The 15,981-nt window shown below is 70.6% G+C and carries 12 protein-coding genes; 2 read left to right on the top strand and 10 right to left on the bottom strand.

The features are described from left to right. The first annotated feature begins 38 nt into the window (after positions 1–38). Both ABIC63_RS20135 and ABIC63_RS20140 read left to right on the top strand, forming a co-directional pair. On the top strand, positions 39–308 hold the full coding sequence (locus tag ABIC63_RS20135; protein WP_354321092.1) for a DUF2164 domain-containing protein: 270 nt from the start codon (positions 39–41) through the stop codon (positions 306–308). Positions 309–355: 47 nt separating this feature from the next. Continuing rightward, positions 356–2,365, top strand: coding sequence for a peptidase U32 family protein (locus ABIC63_RS20140; protein WP_354321093.1), 2,010 nt, complete (start codon positions 356–358; stop codon positions 2,363–2,365). Positions 2,366–2,423: 58 nt separating this feature from the next. Here ABIC63_RS20140 and ABIC63_RS20145 read toward each other — a convergent pair whose 3' ends face one another. The 10 genes from ABIC63_RS20145 to ABIC63_RS20190 form a co-directional block, all read right to left on the bottom strand. Then, positions 2,424–2,999, bottom strand: coding sequence for a hypothetical protein (locus ABIC63_RS20145; RefSeq protein WP_354321094.1), 576 nt, complete (start codon positions 2,997–2,999; stop codon positions 2,424–2,426). Further along, entirely contained in the window at positions 2,996–4,075 is a 1,080-nt protein-coding gene (locus tag ABIC63_RS20150; RefSeq protein WP_354321095.1) for a type VI secretion system protein TssA, read from the bottom strand. Before ABIC63_RS20150 ends, ABIC63_RS20145 begins: the two co-directional genes overlap by 4 nt. Before the next feature lie 40 nt (positions 4,076–4,115). Beyond that, positions 4,116–5,318, bottom strand: coding sequence for a type VI secretion system baseplate subunit TssG (tssG, locus tag ABIC63_RS20155; protein ID WP_354321096.1), 1,203 nt, complete (start codon positions 5,316–5,318; stop codon positions 4,116–4,118). A 4-nt stretch (positions 5,319–5,322) separates the two neighbouring features. Next, positions 5,323–7,203, bottom strand: a complete 1,881-nt coding sequence (tssF, locus tag ABIC63_RS20160; protein WP_354321097.1) for a type VI secretion system baseplate subunit TssF — start codon at positions 7,201–7,203, stop codon at positions 5,323–5,325. Positions 7,204–7,232: 29 nt separating this feature from the next. Continuing rightward, positions 7,233–7,940 (bottom strand): type VI secretion system baseplate subunit TssE, encoded by a 708-nt coding sequence (gene tssE / locus ABIC63_RS20165; protein WP_354321098.1) that lies wholly within the window; start codon positions 7,938–7,940, stop codon positions 7,233–7,235. Between the two features lie 11 nt (positions 7,941–7,951). Next, positions 7,952–9,010 (bottom strand): TagK domain-containing protein, encoded by a 1,059-nt coding sequence (locus tag ABIC63_RS20170; protein ID WP_354321099.1) that lies wholly within the window; start codon positions 9,008–9,010, stop codon positions 7,952–7,954. Next, positions 8,994–9,731: a type VI secretion system-associated protein TagF gene (gene tagF / locus ABIC63_RS20175; protein ID WP_354321100.1), complete on the bottom strand. Its 738-nt coding sequence runs from the start codon at positions 9,729–9,731 to the stop codon at positions 8,994–8,996. Before tagF ends, ABIC63_RS20170 begins: the two co-directional genes overlap by 17 nt. A gap of 2 nt (positions 9,732–9,733) precedes the next feature. After that, positions 9,734–13,756 carry a type VI secretion system membrane subunit TssM gene (gene tssM / locus ABIC63_RS20180; protein ID WP_354321101.1) on the bottom strand — a complete coding sequence of 1,341 codons (4,023 nt, stop codon included), beginning with the start codon at positions 13,754–13,756 and terminating at the stop codon, positions 9,734–9,736. Positions 13,757–13,776: 20 nt separating this feature from the next. Then, positions 13,777–15,150: a type VI secretion system protein TssL, long form gene (tssL, locus tag ABIC63_RS20185; protein WP_354321102.1), complete on the bottom strand. Its 1,374-nt coding sequence runs from the start codon at positions 15,148–15,150 to the stop codon at positions 13,777–13,779. Positions 15,151–15,261: 111 nt separating this feature from the next. Next, positions 15,262–15,915 carry a hypothetical protein gene (locus tag ABIC63_RS20190; RefSeq protein ID WP_294370048.1) on the bottom strand — a complete coding sequence of 218 codons (654 nt, stop codon included), beginning with the start codon at positions 15,913–15,915 and terminating at the stop codon, positions 15,262–15,264. Positions 15,916–15,981 lie beyond the last annotated feature (66 nt).

A 15,981-nucleotide genomic window follows, 5' to 3' on the forward strand; every position in this document is an offset into this window, starting at 1 on the left:
GCGCTCGCGCCGCAGCGCGCCAGCGCGGAGGCTTTTGAATGTCCATCGAACTGGAACGCGACCAGCGCCAGGAGGCCGTGGCCTCCATCGAGCGCTACTTCGCCGAGAACATGGAAGAGCGCATCGGCAACATCGCGGCCGGCGCCCTGCTCAACTTCTTCCTGGAGGAGATCGGCCCGCTGGTCTACAACCAGGCGGTGGCCGAGGTGCAGGAGCGCCTGGGTCGCCGCGTGGCCGAGATCGACCTGGAGGTGCACGAGGACCCCTTCACCTACTGGCAGAAGCAGGGCAAGGCCAAGCGCAAGTAGGCGAGGAACAAGGGAAAACGGGCGCGCTGGGATAATCCGCGCCCACCATGTCGCTCCTGCCCCACCAGCTCGAACTGCTCTCCCCTGCCCGCGACGCCGACATCGGCATCGAGGCCATCAACCACGGCGCCGATGCCGTCTACATCGGCGGCCCGGCCTTCGGCGCACGGGCCGGCGCGGGCAACGACATGCAGGGGCTGGAGCGGCTGATCCGCCATGCGCACCGCTTCGGCAGCCGCATCTTCATCACGCTCAACACGATCCTGCGCGACGACGAGCTCGAAGCCGCACGCCGCATGGCCTGGCAGGTGTACGAGGCGGGGGCCGATGCGCTCATCATCCAGGACATGGGCCTGCTGGAGCTGGACCTGCCGCCCATCCAGCTGCACGCCAGCACGCAGACCGACATCCGCACGCCCGAGAAGGCGCGCTTTCTGCAGGACGCCGGCCTCTCGCAGATCGTGCTGGCACGCGAGCTGACGGTGCAGCAGATCGCCGCCGTGCGCGCCGCCACCGACCCCAGCCGCTGCACCATCGAGTTCTTCATCCACGGTGCGCTGTGCGTGGCCTACAGCGGCCAGTGCTACATCAGCCATGCCCACACCGGCCGCAGCGCCAACCGCGGCGACTGCTCGCAGGCCTGCCGCCTGCCCTACCAGGTGCTGGACGATGCGGGCCGCTTCGTGGCCCACGACAAGCATGTGCTGTCGATGAAGGACAACAACCAGTCCGACAACCTGCGCGTGCTGATCGACGCCGGCGTGCGCAGCTTCAAGATCGAAGGCCGCTACAAGGACATGGCCTACGTCAAGAACATCACGGCGCACTACCGCCGCCTGCTGGACGAGATCGTCGAGGAGCGCGAAGGCGGCGCCGCGCCGCTGGCCCGCGCGTCGAGCGGCACGACGCGCTTCTTCTTCACCCCCGACCCCGAGCAGAACTTCAACCGCGAGTTCACCGACTACTTCGTCAACGGCCGCCAGCAGGACATCGGCGCCTTCGACACGCCCAAGAACCCGGGCCGCGCCATCGGCTGGGTGACGCAGACCGGCCCCAACTGGTTCGAGCTGGAGACCGCCGACCACGCCGCCGTGCTGCACAACGGCGACGGCCTGTGCTACTACGACCTGCAGCGTGAGCTGGTGGGCGTGGCCATCAATCGCGCCGAGGCGGTGGGCAAGCCTGGCGCCGGCAAGTGGCGCGTGTTCCCCAAGGACCCGATGGAGGGCTTCAAGGACCTGCGCCGCGGCACCGAGCTCAACCGCAACCGCGACATGGACTGGGTGCGCATGCTGGACAAGAAGTCGAGCGAGCGCCGCATCGGCCTGTGGGCCCACCTGGCCGAGACGCCAAAGGGCTTTGCGCTCACGCTGACCGACGAGGACGGCTTCGTCGGCGCCGCCGACATCGCGCTGCCGCACGAGGCGGCCAGCGATGCCGCCCAGGCCGAGGCCAGCCTGCGCGAGCAGCTGGGCCGCTTCGGCAACACCGTGTTCGAACTCATCGACCTGCAGCTGGCGCTGTCGCAGCCGTGGTTCGTACCCGCCTCGCAGCTCAATGCCCTGCGGCGCGAGGCCGTGGAGGCGCTGGAGTCGGCCCGCGCCGCGGGCTTCCAGCGCCTGCCGCGTGCCCAGCCGGTGGAGCCGCCCGCGCCCTATCCCGAGGATTCGCTGAGCTACCTGGCCAACGTCTTCAACCAGAAGGCCCACGACTTCTACGCCCGCCACGGCGTCAAGGTGATCGATGCGGCCTATGAGAGCCAGGAAGAGGAAGGCGAGGTCAGCCTGATGATCACCAAGCACTGCGTGCGCTTCTCGCTGAGCCTGTGCCCCAAGCAGGCCAAGGGCGTGATCGGCGTCAAGGGCACCATCAAGGCCGAGCCACTGCACCTGGTCAACGGCAAGGAGAAACTCACGCTGCGCTTCGACTGCAAGCCCTGCGAGATGCACGTGGTGGGCCGCATGAAGCGCTCCGTGCTGCAGCAGCAGCGCAAGGAGATGGAGGCGGTGCCGATGCAGTTCTATCGCACACGGCCGGTGCCCGGCATCGGGCACTGACCCGCGACGGCCGCACCGGCCGATCCTGAGGGAAGCCGGGCCGCGGCGCAGAGCGGGCTCAGAGCCGCTTCACCGGCAGACCGGCCGGGGGCCGCAGCGGCGGCTTCACGCGTCGCGAGGGCAGCGGGAGGTCGGCAGGCAGGGCGTCAATCTCCGCGTCGCTCAAGTGCGGCAGTGCGCGCGGCGCCTGCGCACCATCGACCACGGCCGGCCCGGGACTGGCCGGCCCGAGCGGCGGCGCCACGCCGGGGCCGGCAGTTGGCGGCCATGCGGGTGCGGCGGGCTCCGGTGCGGGCACGGGGGACATCGGCGGGGCAGGCATCCAGCCATAGGCGGCCAGGGCGCCGCGCAGCACCTCACGCAGCTCGGCCGCATGGTGCGCATCGCGCTCCGCCTGTTCGCGCGCATGGAACTCCAGTTCGACCTGAAGGGCCTGCTGCACGCTCTGCGGCAGGCGTTGCTGTTCCTGGCGCAGGGCGGCGATCTGCGCGGCGAGGCGCTCTTCCACCATGCGTGCGGCACCCGCCTGCAGCTTGCGCCAGAAGACGGCCAGGGCGAACGCCGCCCCCAGCGCGCCGCCTGCACCGGTCAGCAGCAAGCCCAGCGCGATGATGGCGCCTTCGTCGAGGTTCATGGCCGGCCTCCCCGTGACGTCTCCTGTTCGTCGGCGGCCTCCCACTGGCGCAGCAGGTCCAGCGGCACCCAGTCGGCCACCTCGCTGAAGCGCCGCCCGACCATGCGCTCCGCCTGCCGCAGCAGCGCCGAGACGGGGCTGCTGGGTTCATGCAGCTCGAACCAGTCGCGCACCTGGCGGATGGCGGCGAGCGCATCGTCGCGCGTGACCGGTCGCAGGCCCGCGGCCAGCGGCGGTCGGCGCAGGTCCACCACGGCGGGCGTCGAGGTCGCCGCCGGCGAAGGCGGCACGGCGGTCACGGCTTCGAGTTCATCGGCCGCGGGAACGAAGAGCGCCAGCATGCGCTGCAGGGGCAGGAGGTCGGGCGCCTGCTCGCCCAGATGGCTGCGGCACCAGGCCGCGATGGTCTGTACATGGCGGCAGGCGGCGGCCAGCTGGTGCACCGGCACGTCAGGATCCCCCACGGCCGCCCGGCGCAGGGCGGTCAGTTGTCGGCGCACCGACTCCGGCGACCGTGCATCCTCGGGCCGCGGCACCGCCAGGGCCCGCTCCACATCGCGCACGGTCAGGCGCACGCCGGCCCCGGTGTCGAGCGCGATCTCGCGCACGTCGCCCACCAGGCCCTCCGGATCGGCCAGTGCCGCCAGCGCATTGGCGCGAACCGCCGGCTCGGCCTCGCCGTCGATGACCGGCTGCGGATGGATCGTGTCGGGCCAGGCACGCAGTGACTGCACCAGCATGTCCAGGCCCTGCAGCAGCCCCGCCGCCTGGCCCAGGCGGGTGCGCGCGCGGGTGAGGCAGATGATCAGGTGCAGGTCCTTGGTGCGCAGCAGCAGTCGGCGGCAATCGCGCTCGACCTCGGCCCAGTTGGGGCCTTCGGGCGTGTCGACGAAGCTGCCGTATTGCGCCTCGCCCCGCGGCTGCAGGCGCGTCCAGAGCATCGCGTACTCCGGGTCGTACTCCAGATTGGGACCGCAGGGTTCGACGTCGCTGACGGGCAGCAGCCAGTCGGCCGAGGCGCCGAGGACATGGCGAGCCCCGGCCAGCGGCGCGGAGTGGGGGACGGCGAGGGTCATGGGAAGGAAACGGAAGAACGTAGAAATGAGGCGGCGCCGGTCAGTCCGGGAGGTAGCGTTCGGGCTCGAAGATCATTCCCACGGCGTGGTCCTTCTCGGGCCCGGCACGGGATGCCACGCGCGGCCGGCCCCGCGGCGGGGATGCGTCATGGTCGGGACCCGCCGCGCCGGTGGACGGCGCGGGCATGCCGGCAAGGCCCAGCCAGGTCGTCCAGCCCAGGCGCTCGCCTTCTTCCAGCCGGGCGGGCGGCGCGCTGTCGCGCAGGACGCGCAACTCGACCTCCCAGGCGAACTCGAAGCCGACGAAGCCGCGCACCCACTCGATCAGCACCGGCAGGTCGGCCCCTCCCGGCGTGAAGCGCAGGTACTGCTGCAACGACAGGGGGCCGATCACCAGCCGGAACTTGTTCTGGCGGTCGGGCACTTTCTCGCCAGCGATGGCGCCCTGGCCCAGCAGTGCGGCCTCGTTGGCCTGGCCAAGCCGACTGCAGTCCGGTTTCTCGATGTCGATCCAGTGCATCACGAACTCCTGGAGCTCGACATGCACCTTGAAGAAATGGGCCAGGGTCGCCGCCAGCCCCGCCGGGTGGCGGGTACCGCCGGCCAGGTGCGGGGCCGCCGAGAGCCGCGCATGCACAGTCAACGGTCCGTGCTGGATCTCCCCCAGTTCATGCCCGGTGAGCCACGCCACGTACCGGCTGAAGCGCTCGTCGTCCGGCCGGTCGAGCCCGGCCGCCGACTGCCCTTCGGCCCAGGCGCGGTAGACCAGGCTCAGGTAACGGTGGTGGAACAGATCGAGGAAGTCCGCCAGCGTCGGGTCGCCGAGGTTCTCCCAGCGCTCGCGCACGATCTCGGTGTAGTGCAGGGGCAGCGGACCGTTGGGCCCCAGCAGGCCCAGGCCGAAGACACGCACGGCGGGCAGCGCCGGGTTGTTGCCCCGTCGCGGATGGGCGCTCGCATAGGGCGCCGCCGTGGCACGTGCCGGCAGCACGGCTTCGGCGATCTCGCGCGGCGCAAAGGCCAGCGAGGCGCGCTGGCCCAACCGCACCGGCTCCTGCTGTGGCCGTTGCGCATGGCCGATGCGGGGCAGCGCCGGATGCAGGGCACCCAGGCGCCGAAGCAGCGGCAGGAAGCCGAACTTCCAGGGCTGACGGCTCAGGGCCTCCAGCAAGGCATGGGCACGGGCCGCGGCGGGTTGCTGTCCCATGCCGGCTGCCGGCGCCTGGTCGGTCGCTTCAGCCATGTGCCTAGACGATGCCGCGGCCGCCCATGCGCACCGGCCACTGTGCCACCAGGCCGCGCTGCATCGACTCCAGACGGGTCTGCGTGAAGACGTTGATGCTGACGTGCCGCGCCAGGTACTGCTCCAGCACCAGCCCGAACAGGTAGGGGCTGGCGCCCGAGAAGCCCTGCTCGTCCACGGTCAGGGTGCACTGCACGCCACGCCCGTACACCAGCGGACCGCTGCCGGGCAGGCGGCGGGTCACCGGCTCGATGCGCGAGCCCACCAGGCTGTCGATCTGGCGCAGCTGCGACTCGTCCGCGCCGTTCACGAACAGCCGCAGCAGGTCCCGCAGGCCCTGCGCCCCCGGACGATGGCCGATGTCCGCCAGCGGCAGGTGGTTGAAGTTGAGCTGCCGCACCAGCCGCCACGCGAACTCGCGCTCCGCGAACGGCGGCTTGGGCAGGCTCGGCGGACGGATCAGTCCCACCGCCTCCACCGGAATGGAATCAGCCACGCGCAAATCCGCGCGGCCGTTGCGTGGCATGAGCGCCGGCAGGTCGCGGTTGGTGAGCAGCGCCCGCAGCGACAGGTAGCGGATGGCCTCGGGATAGGGCGCCTCGTTCTGGTCGACGAGCGAGATGAACACCTCGGTGCCGACGTAAGGGGTGCGCGTGCCGTAGCGGCGCGCCGTGTCCGACGCGGTGCGCGCCTCGCGGCGGACGCTGAAGTAACGGCCGAGGTTGCCTTCGTCCTCGTTGAGGCTCTGGTAGAGCGGCCGGAACTCCACACCGGCCGTGGTGCGGGCCTGGTGGCCTTCGACGGACCGGATGGCGTAGACCTCGAAATCGAGCGGCCGCGAGCGATCGGGCACCACATGGAACTCGGGCTGGGCGGCATTCATCTCGAGCCGGTCGGTGCGGCGCTCGAAGAGGTTGGCCACCGGCGTGCAGAAGAGCGCGAACTGCCCTTTGTCCACCACAGCCGCCAGCGCGCCGGGCGGCCGGCTCAGCAGCACGACGATCTCCAGCTCGTTGTGCGCCACCTGCCTCACGCCCGGCCCGAGCCCCGCCAGCGAGAAGAAGTAGAAGCGCTCCGGACAGGCGAAATACTCGTGCAGCAGGTTGTGGCCGTGGAAGCTGCGCCATTCGAGCGGCAGCAGGCCCTGTCCGGGCTCCAGCCCATGGTGGACCAGGGCCTGGGACGTGACCGCATGGGGCCGCACCAGCAACTGGCCCGGCGCCCCGGTGAACGACGCCACGGCCGACGTGTGCAGCAGCTCGAACAGATGCGATGCGACCGACGGGTCGCCGCACAGGTACACCGGCAGGCTGTCGAAGCCTGCCAGGTCGTGGAAGCGCAGATCGCCCGCCGTCCTCAGGCGCAGTCGGAGCGCACCGGCCACCTGCACATGGGCCGGCAGGTGCCGCTCCAGGCCGGGCAGATCCGGTGGAGCGCCCGTGAGCCGGGCATCCACGATCTCGATCGGCCAGAGCGTGACATCCTGGCCGGACCGGAACTCGCAAGGCGTCTCCTCACCGGCCGGCACCTGTCCGTGAAAGGCCGTGTCCCGGGGCACCACGAAGCCACGCGCAAGATCGCCCTCCTGGTAGTTGGGGTGGAGCTGCGCGACCGCCATCGACGGCGTGGGCGCCAGATAGTTGGGGTAGAGCACCTCCAGCAGCCGCTGGGTGAAGCGCGGGAACTCGGCGTCCAGCTTGATCTGCATGCGCGCCGACATGAAGCAGAAGGCTTCGATCAGGCGCTCCACATAGGGATCGGCCACCTCGATGCCGAGCATGCCGAGCCGGCCTGCGATCCTGGGATGCGACGCCGCGAATTCGCGCGCCGTTTCCCGCATGTAGACCAGTTCCCGGTTGTAGTAATCGAGCAGTTGGGGATCCATGGTTCCTCACGCCACGCAGCAGGTGGCCGTCATGGGTGCCGGGTGTCCAGGGCGGGGGCCGCCGGCCGCACGGCGATCCGGCTGTTCTCGAGATCGAGCGAGCTGCGCACCGTCAGCTCCAGCGGAAAGGGCTTGCAATCGATCATGGCGTGGATCTCGAAGAGCAGCACGTTGTAGGCGTCCCGGGCCTCGTCGGTCAGCAGCGGCCGCACCTGCACGGTCTGCGGGATCAGGCGCGGTTCGTAGTCGGCGATCGCACGGCGGATGATCCGTTCGATGTCGGCCCAGCGCCGCTCGGACGCATAGCCTCCCGCCAATGCGGGCACACCGAAGTTGAGGGTGGACGACGCGGCGGCCTCATGGCGCCGGCGATCGATCAGGTCTTCGACATTGGTGGTATTGAGCAGGTAGCCGAGGTCGCGCTGCACGATGTCGCGCAACTGGGCGGGCGTGATGCCGTGCTCGGCGCCCGCGCCGGCAGCACGCCCGGGCGCGTCGTCGCGCAGCCGGTCGAAGAGCGTGGGCAGCAGCCGCCCATCGGCGCGCCAGGTGCGCTCGGCCGGCAACCGGGTGAGGCGGACACCCGGGTGCATGGCGCGCTCGCCGCGCTCGTGCGCACGGGTCTGCGGCGCGGCCATGGGCGGCTCCGCCCCGAGCCGCGGGGCCCGGAGCTCGCCGCGCGCTTGCGGCGCGGGCACGGCACCGGCCTGGGGTGCTTCGCCGGATGGGGGGTGCATGTCCTGCGCCGTCATGGCCGCTCGCCCTTGGGAGGGACCGCATCGCCGCCGCCGATGCCGTTCATCGCGCGGCCCAGTCGTACCGCACTGTCTGCGGCCAGGGCATGGTGCTCCCGGCGGGTCAGGGCGGGCAGCCCCGGGGACAGGCCCGCCACGAGCTCAGGCGCGAAGAGCCGCAGCACGTCCGGTTCACCCTCCACGGCCAGCAGGTCGCCCTCGCCCAGGGAGGGGAACTGGTCGATGAGCCTGTCCATGTCCTCCCGGGGTTGAAGGATGTCGCGCAGCAGGGCAAAGGACCGGGCTTCCTCGCACAGGGCATCGAACGAGGGCGCCTGCCCCCGCGGGTCGGGCGACGTCTCCGGCCAATCCCAAGGCCTTGGGAGCCCGGTGGGGTCGCGCACCGCCCGCACGAACTCCTCGTGCAGTTGCTCGAGCAGCGGCACGCCCGGCTGCGCCGCCCGGGCCGAAGGCTGGGCCGCAGAAGGTGGCGCAGACACAGCGCCCACTGGCCCGGGATCCAATCCGAGCAACGCCAGCCACGGGTCCTCAACCGCCGCCGACCGTACGGCGTCCAGACCCAGGACACTGAAGGGGTCCTCCGTGGCGCGTTCGGACTCGACGACCATCGGGCCAGCGACCGACGTCCCGGCGAGGTCCCGCAGGTCGAACTCGGGTTCTGCCTGGCGCCCGGCGGCGGGCCACGCCCGCGGTTCGCGCTCCTCCATCACGCCTGCGATGCCGGCGCCCTCGACCACCAGACGGACCAGGCCGATCTCGAGCTCGTCCCCCGCACGCAAGGCCACCGTCTCGCCCAGCGCCAGGCGCCGGCCGTTGAGGGTGAAAGCCAGGCCCGCCCCCCCATGGCTCAGTTGCCACTGCTGCGCCGCGGCCTGCCAGGCGAGCTGTCCATCGCCCTGCGACCCAAGGTCGGCCGCGTCTTCACCCAGACACTGCAGCACCCGTCCCACGGCCATGCCGGCCGGCTCCAGGACCAGGCGGGCATCGGCCGCCCTGCCATGGCTGTGCGTGAGCCGCAGCCGCAACGGTGGCGCCTCAACCATGCCGTCCATGCCGGCCCTCCCATAGCGATACAAGGTTCTCGGAGGCATTGACGAAGCGCCCGGCCACGTCCTGCTGCCAGAAGGCGCAGTGGCCGCGCACGCCCTGCAGGCGCCGAGGCCAGTCCGACCATGGCAGGTGCCGCACCCCATGCAGCGCGGCCGCGGGGTCGTGGAAGCCATGCGCTGGCGCGCGGACCGCCGGGGCATCCGCGGCCTTGCCTGCCGGGCCTCCGGAGCCACCGTCGCCCAACTCGCACCACAGCCGGTCGACGTGCTGCGCCAGTTGCCGCAGCTCGCAGTCGGCCCGCGCCTGGACATGCTGGGCCAGAAGCCGCGCCAGCCCAAACTGCCAGCTCCGGGGCTCATGGACGTGCCGCTCGTAATGGCGTTCGATCCAGACCCGGCGCGCCACCTGGTAGACCACGAGAGGATGCCGCCTGCCCACGCGGTCGGTCGACGGCAGGATCACGCCGAGCACGAACCGCCCCTGCGCAAACGGCACATGCCCCGGCGGCAGCACGAACGCGATGGGAATCGAGGTACGCAGGGCCCGGCCGGCATCCGGCTCGTGCTGCGAGGCCGCTCGGCCGAGTGCGCCCCTCAGCCATGCCTCCCAACCTTCGGCCTCGCCGTGGCGCACACCGTGGCGCACGAAGTCGGCATGCGCCGGCAGGCGCCCCCAGATGGCCGGCGACGTCACCGGTCGGGCATTGAAGAGGTGCGCCAACATGTTCAGCCCATCGCTCCGGGGCAGTGGAACCCGCTGAACAGATCGCTGTTGAGCGGATTCGGCTGGCTGCCGGTGCCGAGATCGAGCACCGCCTTGCGACCATCGAGCACGAACTCCACGGCCACCCTGCCGGGTGTGGCGGTGTTGACGACCCGGCCCTTCTGCATCAGCCGCAGCAGCGCCCACGGCCCCTGGGCCATCAGGGTCGAGCCCGCGGCGGAGATCCTCGGCTGGGCCGTGATCTCCGCCGAGGCGCCCCCGCGCGGCCCCGGCCATTTCACCGGCAGAGCCTCGACCGGGCCATGCACGTAGCGCTGGCCCTGGCCATCGATGTCCAGCATCAGCGCCGTGATGCTCGGCTCGAGTTCGGCGACCCGCACGTCGACCTTCCAGGCCAGCCGCCGGCCGTCGCCCTCGCGGAAGTAGAGGTCGCGGATCTGCTGGGCCCGGTAGAAGGTGTCGAGCCGGGGCCCGCCCTGCTCCAGCAGCTTGAGCAGTTCGCCGACCAGCGTCGGGCCCGTGGAGGCCGGCGCGGGCGCCACGCCATTGGCCACGTTCTCGGCCCCGACGAGTGCATTGCCGGTCGACGGTGGCTTGTATCGCCAGGGGCGCACACCCGTGTCGACGAAGGCGGCCAGGTACTTGGTGAAGAAGGCGTCCGCGGCGCCGCCTGCAGCGAAGACGGCCGTCACGTCCTCGATGGAGGCATCCTGCCCGGATGCCAGGAAGGGATAGCGTCCCTCGATACCCCGGCGGCAGGGCTCGGTCACCTGCATCGCCATCAGGCCCATGATCCGGTCGAACTGCTGCTGCGCCTGCTTCCTGAGGATCTCGGTGGCCCCCTGGTTCACCTTGTCGGCACCGCTCTGCGCCAGGGCGCTCAGCACCTCGCGAAAGGGGGCCGGCAACTTGCCGGCCTCCAGTCTCATGCGTGCGCCGACGTCGTTGCTCGTCGGGGGCAGGCTGCCGGCCGTGATGGCGGTGTCTGCGACCACCAGGACGGTGTAGAACTCGTTGATGAGGCCCAGCACGCTGTCCAGCCCCTGCCGGCCCGCACCTGCCGGCGCGACGCCAGCCGACACATCGGCTTGGCCGGTGACCACCTCCCGCAGGGCGGCGAACCGGTCGTCGACCCCTTCGCGCTCCATGCGCTCCTCGGGACGGATGCCCAGGTTGCGGCCCAGTTCGCGCGTCTTGAGGTCGAGCTGCTCGGTGGCCCGGTCCAGCAGGCTCTTGTCCTGCTGCCGCTCGGCGTCGAGCACGCGGGACAGGGTTGTCTCGCGTGCCGCCGCGCGGGCCAGGCGGGCCAGCGGCGAGTCCGGCGACGACAGCTGCCGCAGCACGGCCAGGTCGAAGCCAAGACTGGTGCCGCCTTCGCCCGCACCCACCACGCGGATGGAGTCGAGGAAGGCCGTCCAGCGCTCGGCATACTCGCTGAGGTATTGTCGGCGGACATCCTCGATGAGCACGGCGTTCTGCCTGATCCGCTCGGCCTCGGTGCCCATCGCCTTCGCTGTCGCAGCCGCGTCGGTGCGGCCCATGACCCAGGCATCCTCCTGCAGTGCCCGATCCACGAACGCCCCCAGGCGCTTGTTGAACACGGTGTGGTAGCCCGCGTAGGTGAACAGGCCCGGCACGCCCCGGTCGAGCGGTTGCCCGTCGGCACGCGAGAAGACGGTGCCGACCTGCGGCCCCACCGCGCGGATCAGGCTGAACTCCTGGGGCGCCTCGGTGGTCATGGCCGACTTCGCCCGCTCGTACACCCGCTGGGTCGACGTGTTGCCGTCGAGGAAGGCCTGGACGTCGCGGATGAGGACTTCCTTGGGAACAGCACCGGACTGCACGAGCCGGTCGCCGGAGAACAGCCGGTCCACGTGCCCCACCATCGCGGCACGCCCGCCGAAGAGGGCATCGCTGTCGCGCCGCTCCCAGTCCTTCATGACCCACTCGCGGACATCCCGCGCGCCGCCCTGCATGTAACGCTCCGGATCATGGAGGAGCTTGTAGGCACGCAGCGTGGCGTAGGCGGAACGGGTGTCCCGCTCCCGGACGCTGCGGGAGAGTTCATCCTCCATGCGGGCGATCACCACGGGAAGCAGCAGGTCGTCCTGGAGGCCCGCGTAGAGCTGCCGCGCCGCCGCCACGATCGGTGGTGCGCTGTAGAGGCCGAACTGGAAGGAGAGTGGCGGATGGTCGAGATCCAGTCCCGCATAGGCCGGCAGCGCGTGGGCGGCGTCCAGTACCGCGGGCACCTGGGCCGGGTCCACCGTCCGCCCCGCGCTCAGGCCCTGGGCGGCCAGGGCCTGCACCCGCTGCGCCATGGTGCTCAGGTACTGGCCGTTGTTCCGGAAGCTCAGCGCCATGCTGGTTCCAAGCCAGGCCAGGACGATCAGCACCAGCGCATGCCCCAGCAGTTGCAGCAGCCGGAAGCGCAGCTCCCACCGCAGATTGGGGCGGACGAGATGAGCCTCAGGGATGATGATCCGCGCGAAGACGTCGTGCAGGAAGAAGCCCCGGTGGCCCGTGGCGGCTTCCATTCCGGCATCGATGGACGTACGCCGCCCGGCGCCGGCCAGCGCCCGCCTGAGGCGGCCGAACACCGTATCGGCAGGGGGTGGCAGTGGCGTCCTGGCCTGCGCACCGCTGGTGAAGTACACGCCGCGCAGCATGGCGTGGGATTGCGTGTCGTCGAAGCGGGAATCCAGGAAGACCTCCTCCAGCACCTGCACGAGCGGCTCGCGCAGCGCATCGAACTCCTGCGGCAGCGCGAACAGACGCCGGCGATGGCCGGTGTCGAATTCCTCGATCAGGCGGCCGCGCAAGCCAGCGGACAGGCGCTCGTGCAGACGGTCCAGTTGCTCGTCCAGTGCCAGCCGCATGGCGGACTGACGGTTGCCCCCCGACACCCGCGCGGCGTCGACCTTGTCGGCCCCGACAGGGAAGGTAAAGCCCCAAGGCTGGGCACGCCCCTCCGAGGTGAGCGAGAGGAAATACTCTTCGAAACCCTGCAGCAGATCGGCCTTGGTCACCAGGACGTAGACCGGAAAGCGGATGCCCAGCGTCCTGCGCAGTTCCAGCAGGCGATCACGGATCAGGGCGGCATGGTCCACGCGTTGGTCCGGCGTGAACGTGCGCAGCTCCGCGACGCTGAGGGCGACGATGGCCCCGTTGATCGGCGCACGTGGCCGGTGCTTGCGCAGCAATGCCAGGAAGCCGGCCCATTCCTCGGTGTCCTTGCCCTTGTCGCTGTCCTGGGTCGTGTAGCGGCCGGCGGTGTCGATGAGCACCGCCTCGTTGGCAAACCACCACTGGCAGTTCAGGGTGCCGGCGCCCGACTCGAGCACGGAGACCCGGGACGCATTGCCCATCTGCCGCGAGACCGGGAACTGGAGCCCGGAGTTGAGCAAAACGGTGGTCTTCCCCGCGCCGGCGCTGCCCACGATCATGTACCAGGGCAGTTCGTAGAGATACCGCCGCCCCTCGAAGATCCGGCGAAGGAATCCGCGACGCAGACGCAGGGTCCGCAACTGCCGAAGGGCTCTTGCGACGATCTCGGACACTGTCTTCAGCTCCTCCGCGGCGACCGCCTCGCGTCGGGCACCGCTTCCGAAGTCCAGCACCTTGCGCAGGAACTCCGTGTCCGTGCGCATGGCCTGCCAGAGCCGGTAGACGCCATAGAGCAGGTAGGCCAGCAGGATGATGGCCACGATCACGACGCGCACCTGCGTCGAAGCGAGGGGCGCGACCTGGCCCACCGCGAGCAGAGGGCCCAGGTGCCAGATTGCCAGGCACAGGGCCGGGATGCCGACAAGGCTCAGCGGCCATGCGACCAGCCACAGGCTGAGCAGCACCAGCAGCATCACGATGACGGTCACGCGCGCAGCGGCGGAAGCGAGCGGCCGCGCACCATCGAACGACAGCAGCGGGCCCACGAACCAGATAGCGCAGGCCAGCGCCACCACGGTGACGAAGGCCAGCATCTGCCGCGAGAACAGGAACTTCAGGAATTGGGTGAGGGCTTGCATCGGTGACCTCCGTGGGGCGCTCAGGGCATGCCTGCGGCAGTGGAAGACGCACGCGGCGCGGCGGCCTTGTCGGCGCCGGGAACGCGCCCACCGCCACCATTCGCCTGCGCAGGCATGGCCGCCGCGGCCGCGCCTTCGGCCGACGCCTCGTCCACCACGATGTCGACCCGGCGGTTCTTGGCCCGACCCGCAGGCGTGAGGTTGTCTGCGAGCGGCAGCGTGTCACCCCTGCCCTGCACGGTGATCCGGTCGCCCCGGACGCCTCGCTGCCGCAGCACGGCGGCCACGGCCTCGGCCCGGCGCTCGCTGAGTGCCTGGTTGCTCGCGAACTCCTGGCTGCGGATGGGCACGCTGTCCGTGTGTCCGGTGACCTGCACCCTGCCCGGGACGCGCGCGATCTCGTCAGCCACCTTGTTCAGCACGGGAAGGATCGCCGCATCCAGGGTGGCGCGTCCCGGCATGAACATGGCGTCGCCGCTGAAACTCACTGCACTGCGCTGCTGGTCCTCCCTCACACTGACGAGCCCCTTGGCAATCTCGCCCGCCAGCAGATCCCGCAGCCGCAGCGAGGCCTGCGGCGCTGGCGGGGCGGCTTCCCCGACGGCCGCCCCGGAGGCGATGGCGCGGATCTTCTTCTCGACAGCGAGCGTGGACTGGTCCAGCTGATAGCGATACCAGGCGAAAAGACCCAGCGCGGCGGCGCAGGCCGCGGCGGCGGTGAGCCAGACCGGCACGCTGCGCAACAGGCCGAGCCGGCCCGGCGCACCGCCCCGCCACTGCGCCGACAGCGCCTGCGGCACCTCGCCACGGACCGCCGTGATCTGGCCCTGAAGGCGGTGGCGGATGGTCTCCAGTTGCCGGCGCCCGTTCGAAGCCGTGCTGAACCGACCTTCGAAGCCCAGGCCCAGCACCAGGTACATCAATTCCAGCAGGTCGATGTGGTCCTGCGGGCTCGCGGCCAGCCGGCCGATCAGCAGGAAGAACTTGTCGCCACCACGGATGTCGCCATGGAATTGCGCCGCCAGCGGCCGGGCGGCCCACACGCCCGCAGATCCGGCTTCGGCACCGCCCCATTGCGTACTGCTGGCGGCTTCGTCGAGGGCCGTGCACAGCGCATAGCTTGCGGCGACGGCATGCTCGTGGCGGATCTGCGCGTCGTTGCACAGCGACTGGAAGACAGCGATCTCCCGCTCCAGGAGGTCGCGCAGCACGCCCACAGCGGTGGGGTCGAGGTCGGTGTCCATGTCTGCCAGGGCACGCAACAGGGGCTGCGCGGCTTCCAGCAACGGATTCGTGGCCGCCTTGACGCAAGCGAGCCGCTCCGCTGCCGCAGGGCCGGGCGCGACGCGAAGGTGGGCCGCGCTTGGATCGCCTTCGGCGACGCCGACGGGCATGTCGTTGGGCAATGCCTCGGGACTCTCGTGATCTGTGATTTCGCCGTCACGCATACAGGGCTGTAGAGAAGAAGGGAAAGGGGCGGTGGCTCGCGGCCAGGGAGCCGGCGTTCAGGACTCGCATTCGGACCCGTCGTTGACGATGCGGTCGAACCGGCTGTTCTGGATGTGGCTGGTCTGCATACGACACGCCACCATCCGCCAGAGGCCCGTGCCCTGGCATCCGTCGATCAGCACGCGGGCCGCCAACGGGGTGCCGCGGTCGGCACGCCGCCCGATCGCGAAGCTCATGTCGGAGAAGCGGCAGCCTTCCATCGTGAGTGCCGTTCCCGCCACCAGCACCTCGCCAGACCCGATGCAGTTGCGGAAGGTGACTTCGCCGGTGCAGCCGATGCCCCGGAAATCCTGCGGCGCCGAGCCGCCTCCGGCAAAACTGCATTGCTCGAACACGACCGCCGTGCTGCCATCGCGCCCACAGACGATGGTGCGGCCCTGGCTGGCGCATTGGCGGAACCGGACTCCCTGCATCACGCCGAAGTCGTGGTCTGCACTGAGGAAGCGGCAGGTCAGGAAGCTGCAATCGCTCATGGCCGCCAAGGCGACGTTGCCACGGCCGCCAAACACGCAGTCGACGAAGCGCACACCGGTCCACGCCACCCCCATGAACGAGCCCGCGGTCATGTCGGCGCCGACGACGGTGATCCCGCCACCGCCTGCGGACAGCACCGCGTGCTCCTTGGCCATGGCCGTGATGGGTGTGGTCATGCGCGGCCTCCACCACCCAGGCCGACGGGGACCCTGGGCGCAGAGACGGGACAGGGCAGGAAGGCA

The sequence above is a fragment of the Pseudacidovorax sp. 1753 genome (assembly GCF_040544975.1).
Taxonomy (GTDB): Bacteria; Pseudomonadota; Gammaproteobacteria; order Burkholderiales; family Burkholderiaceae_C; genus Xenophilus.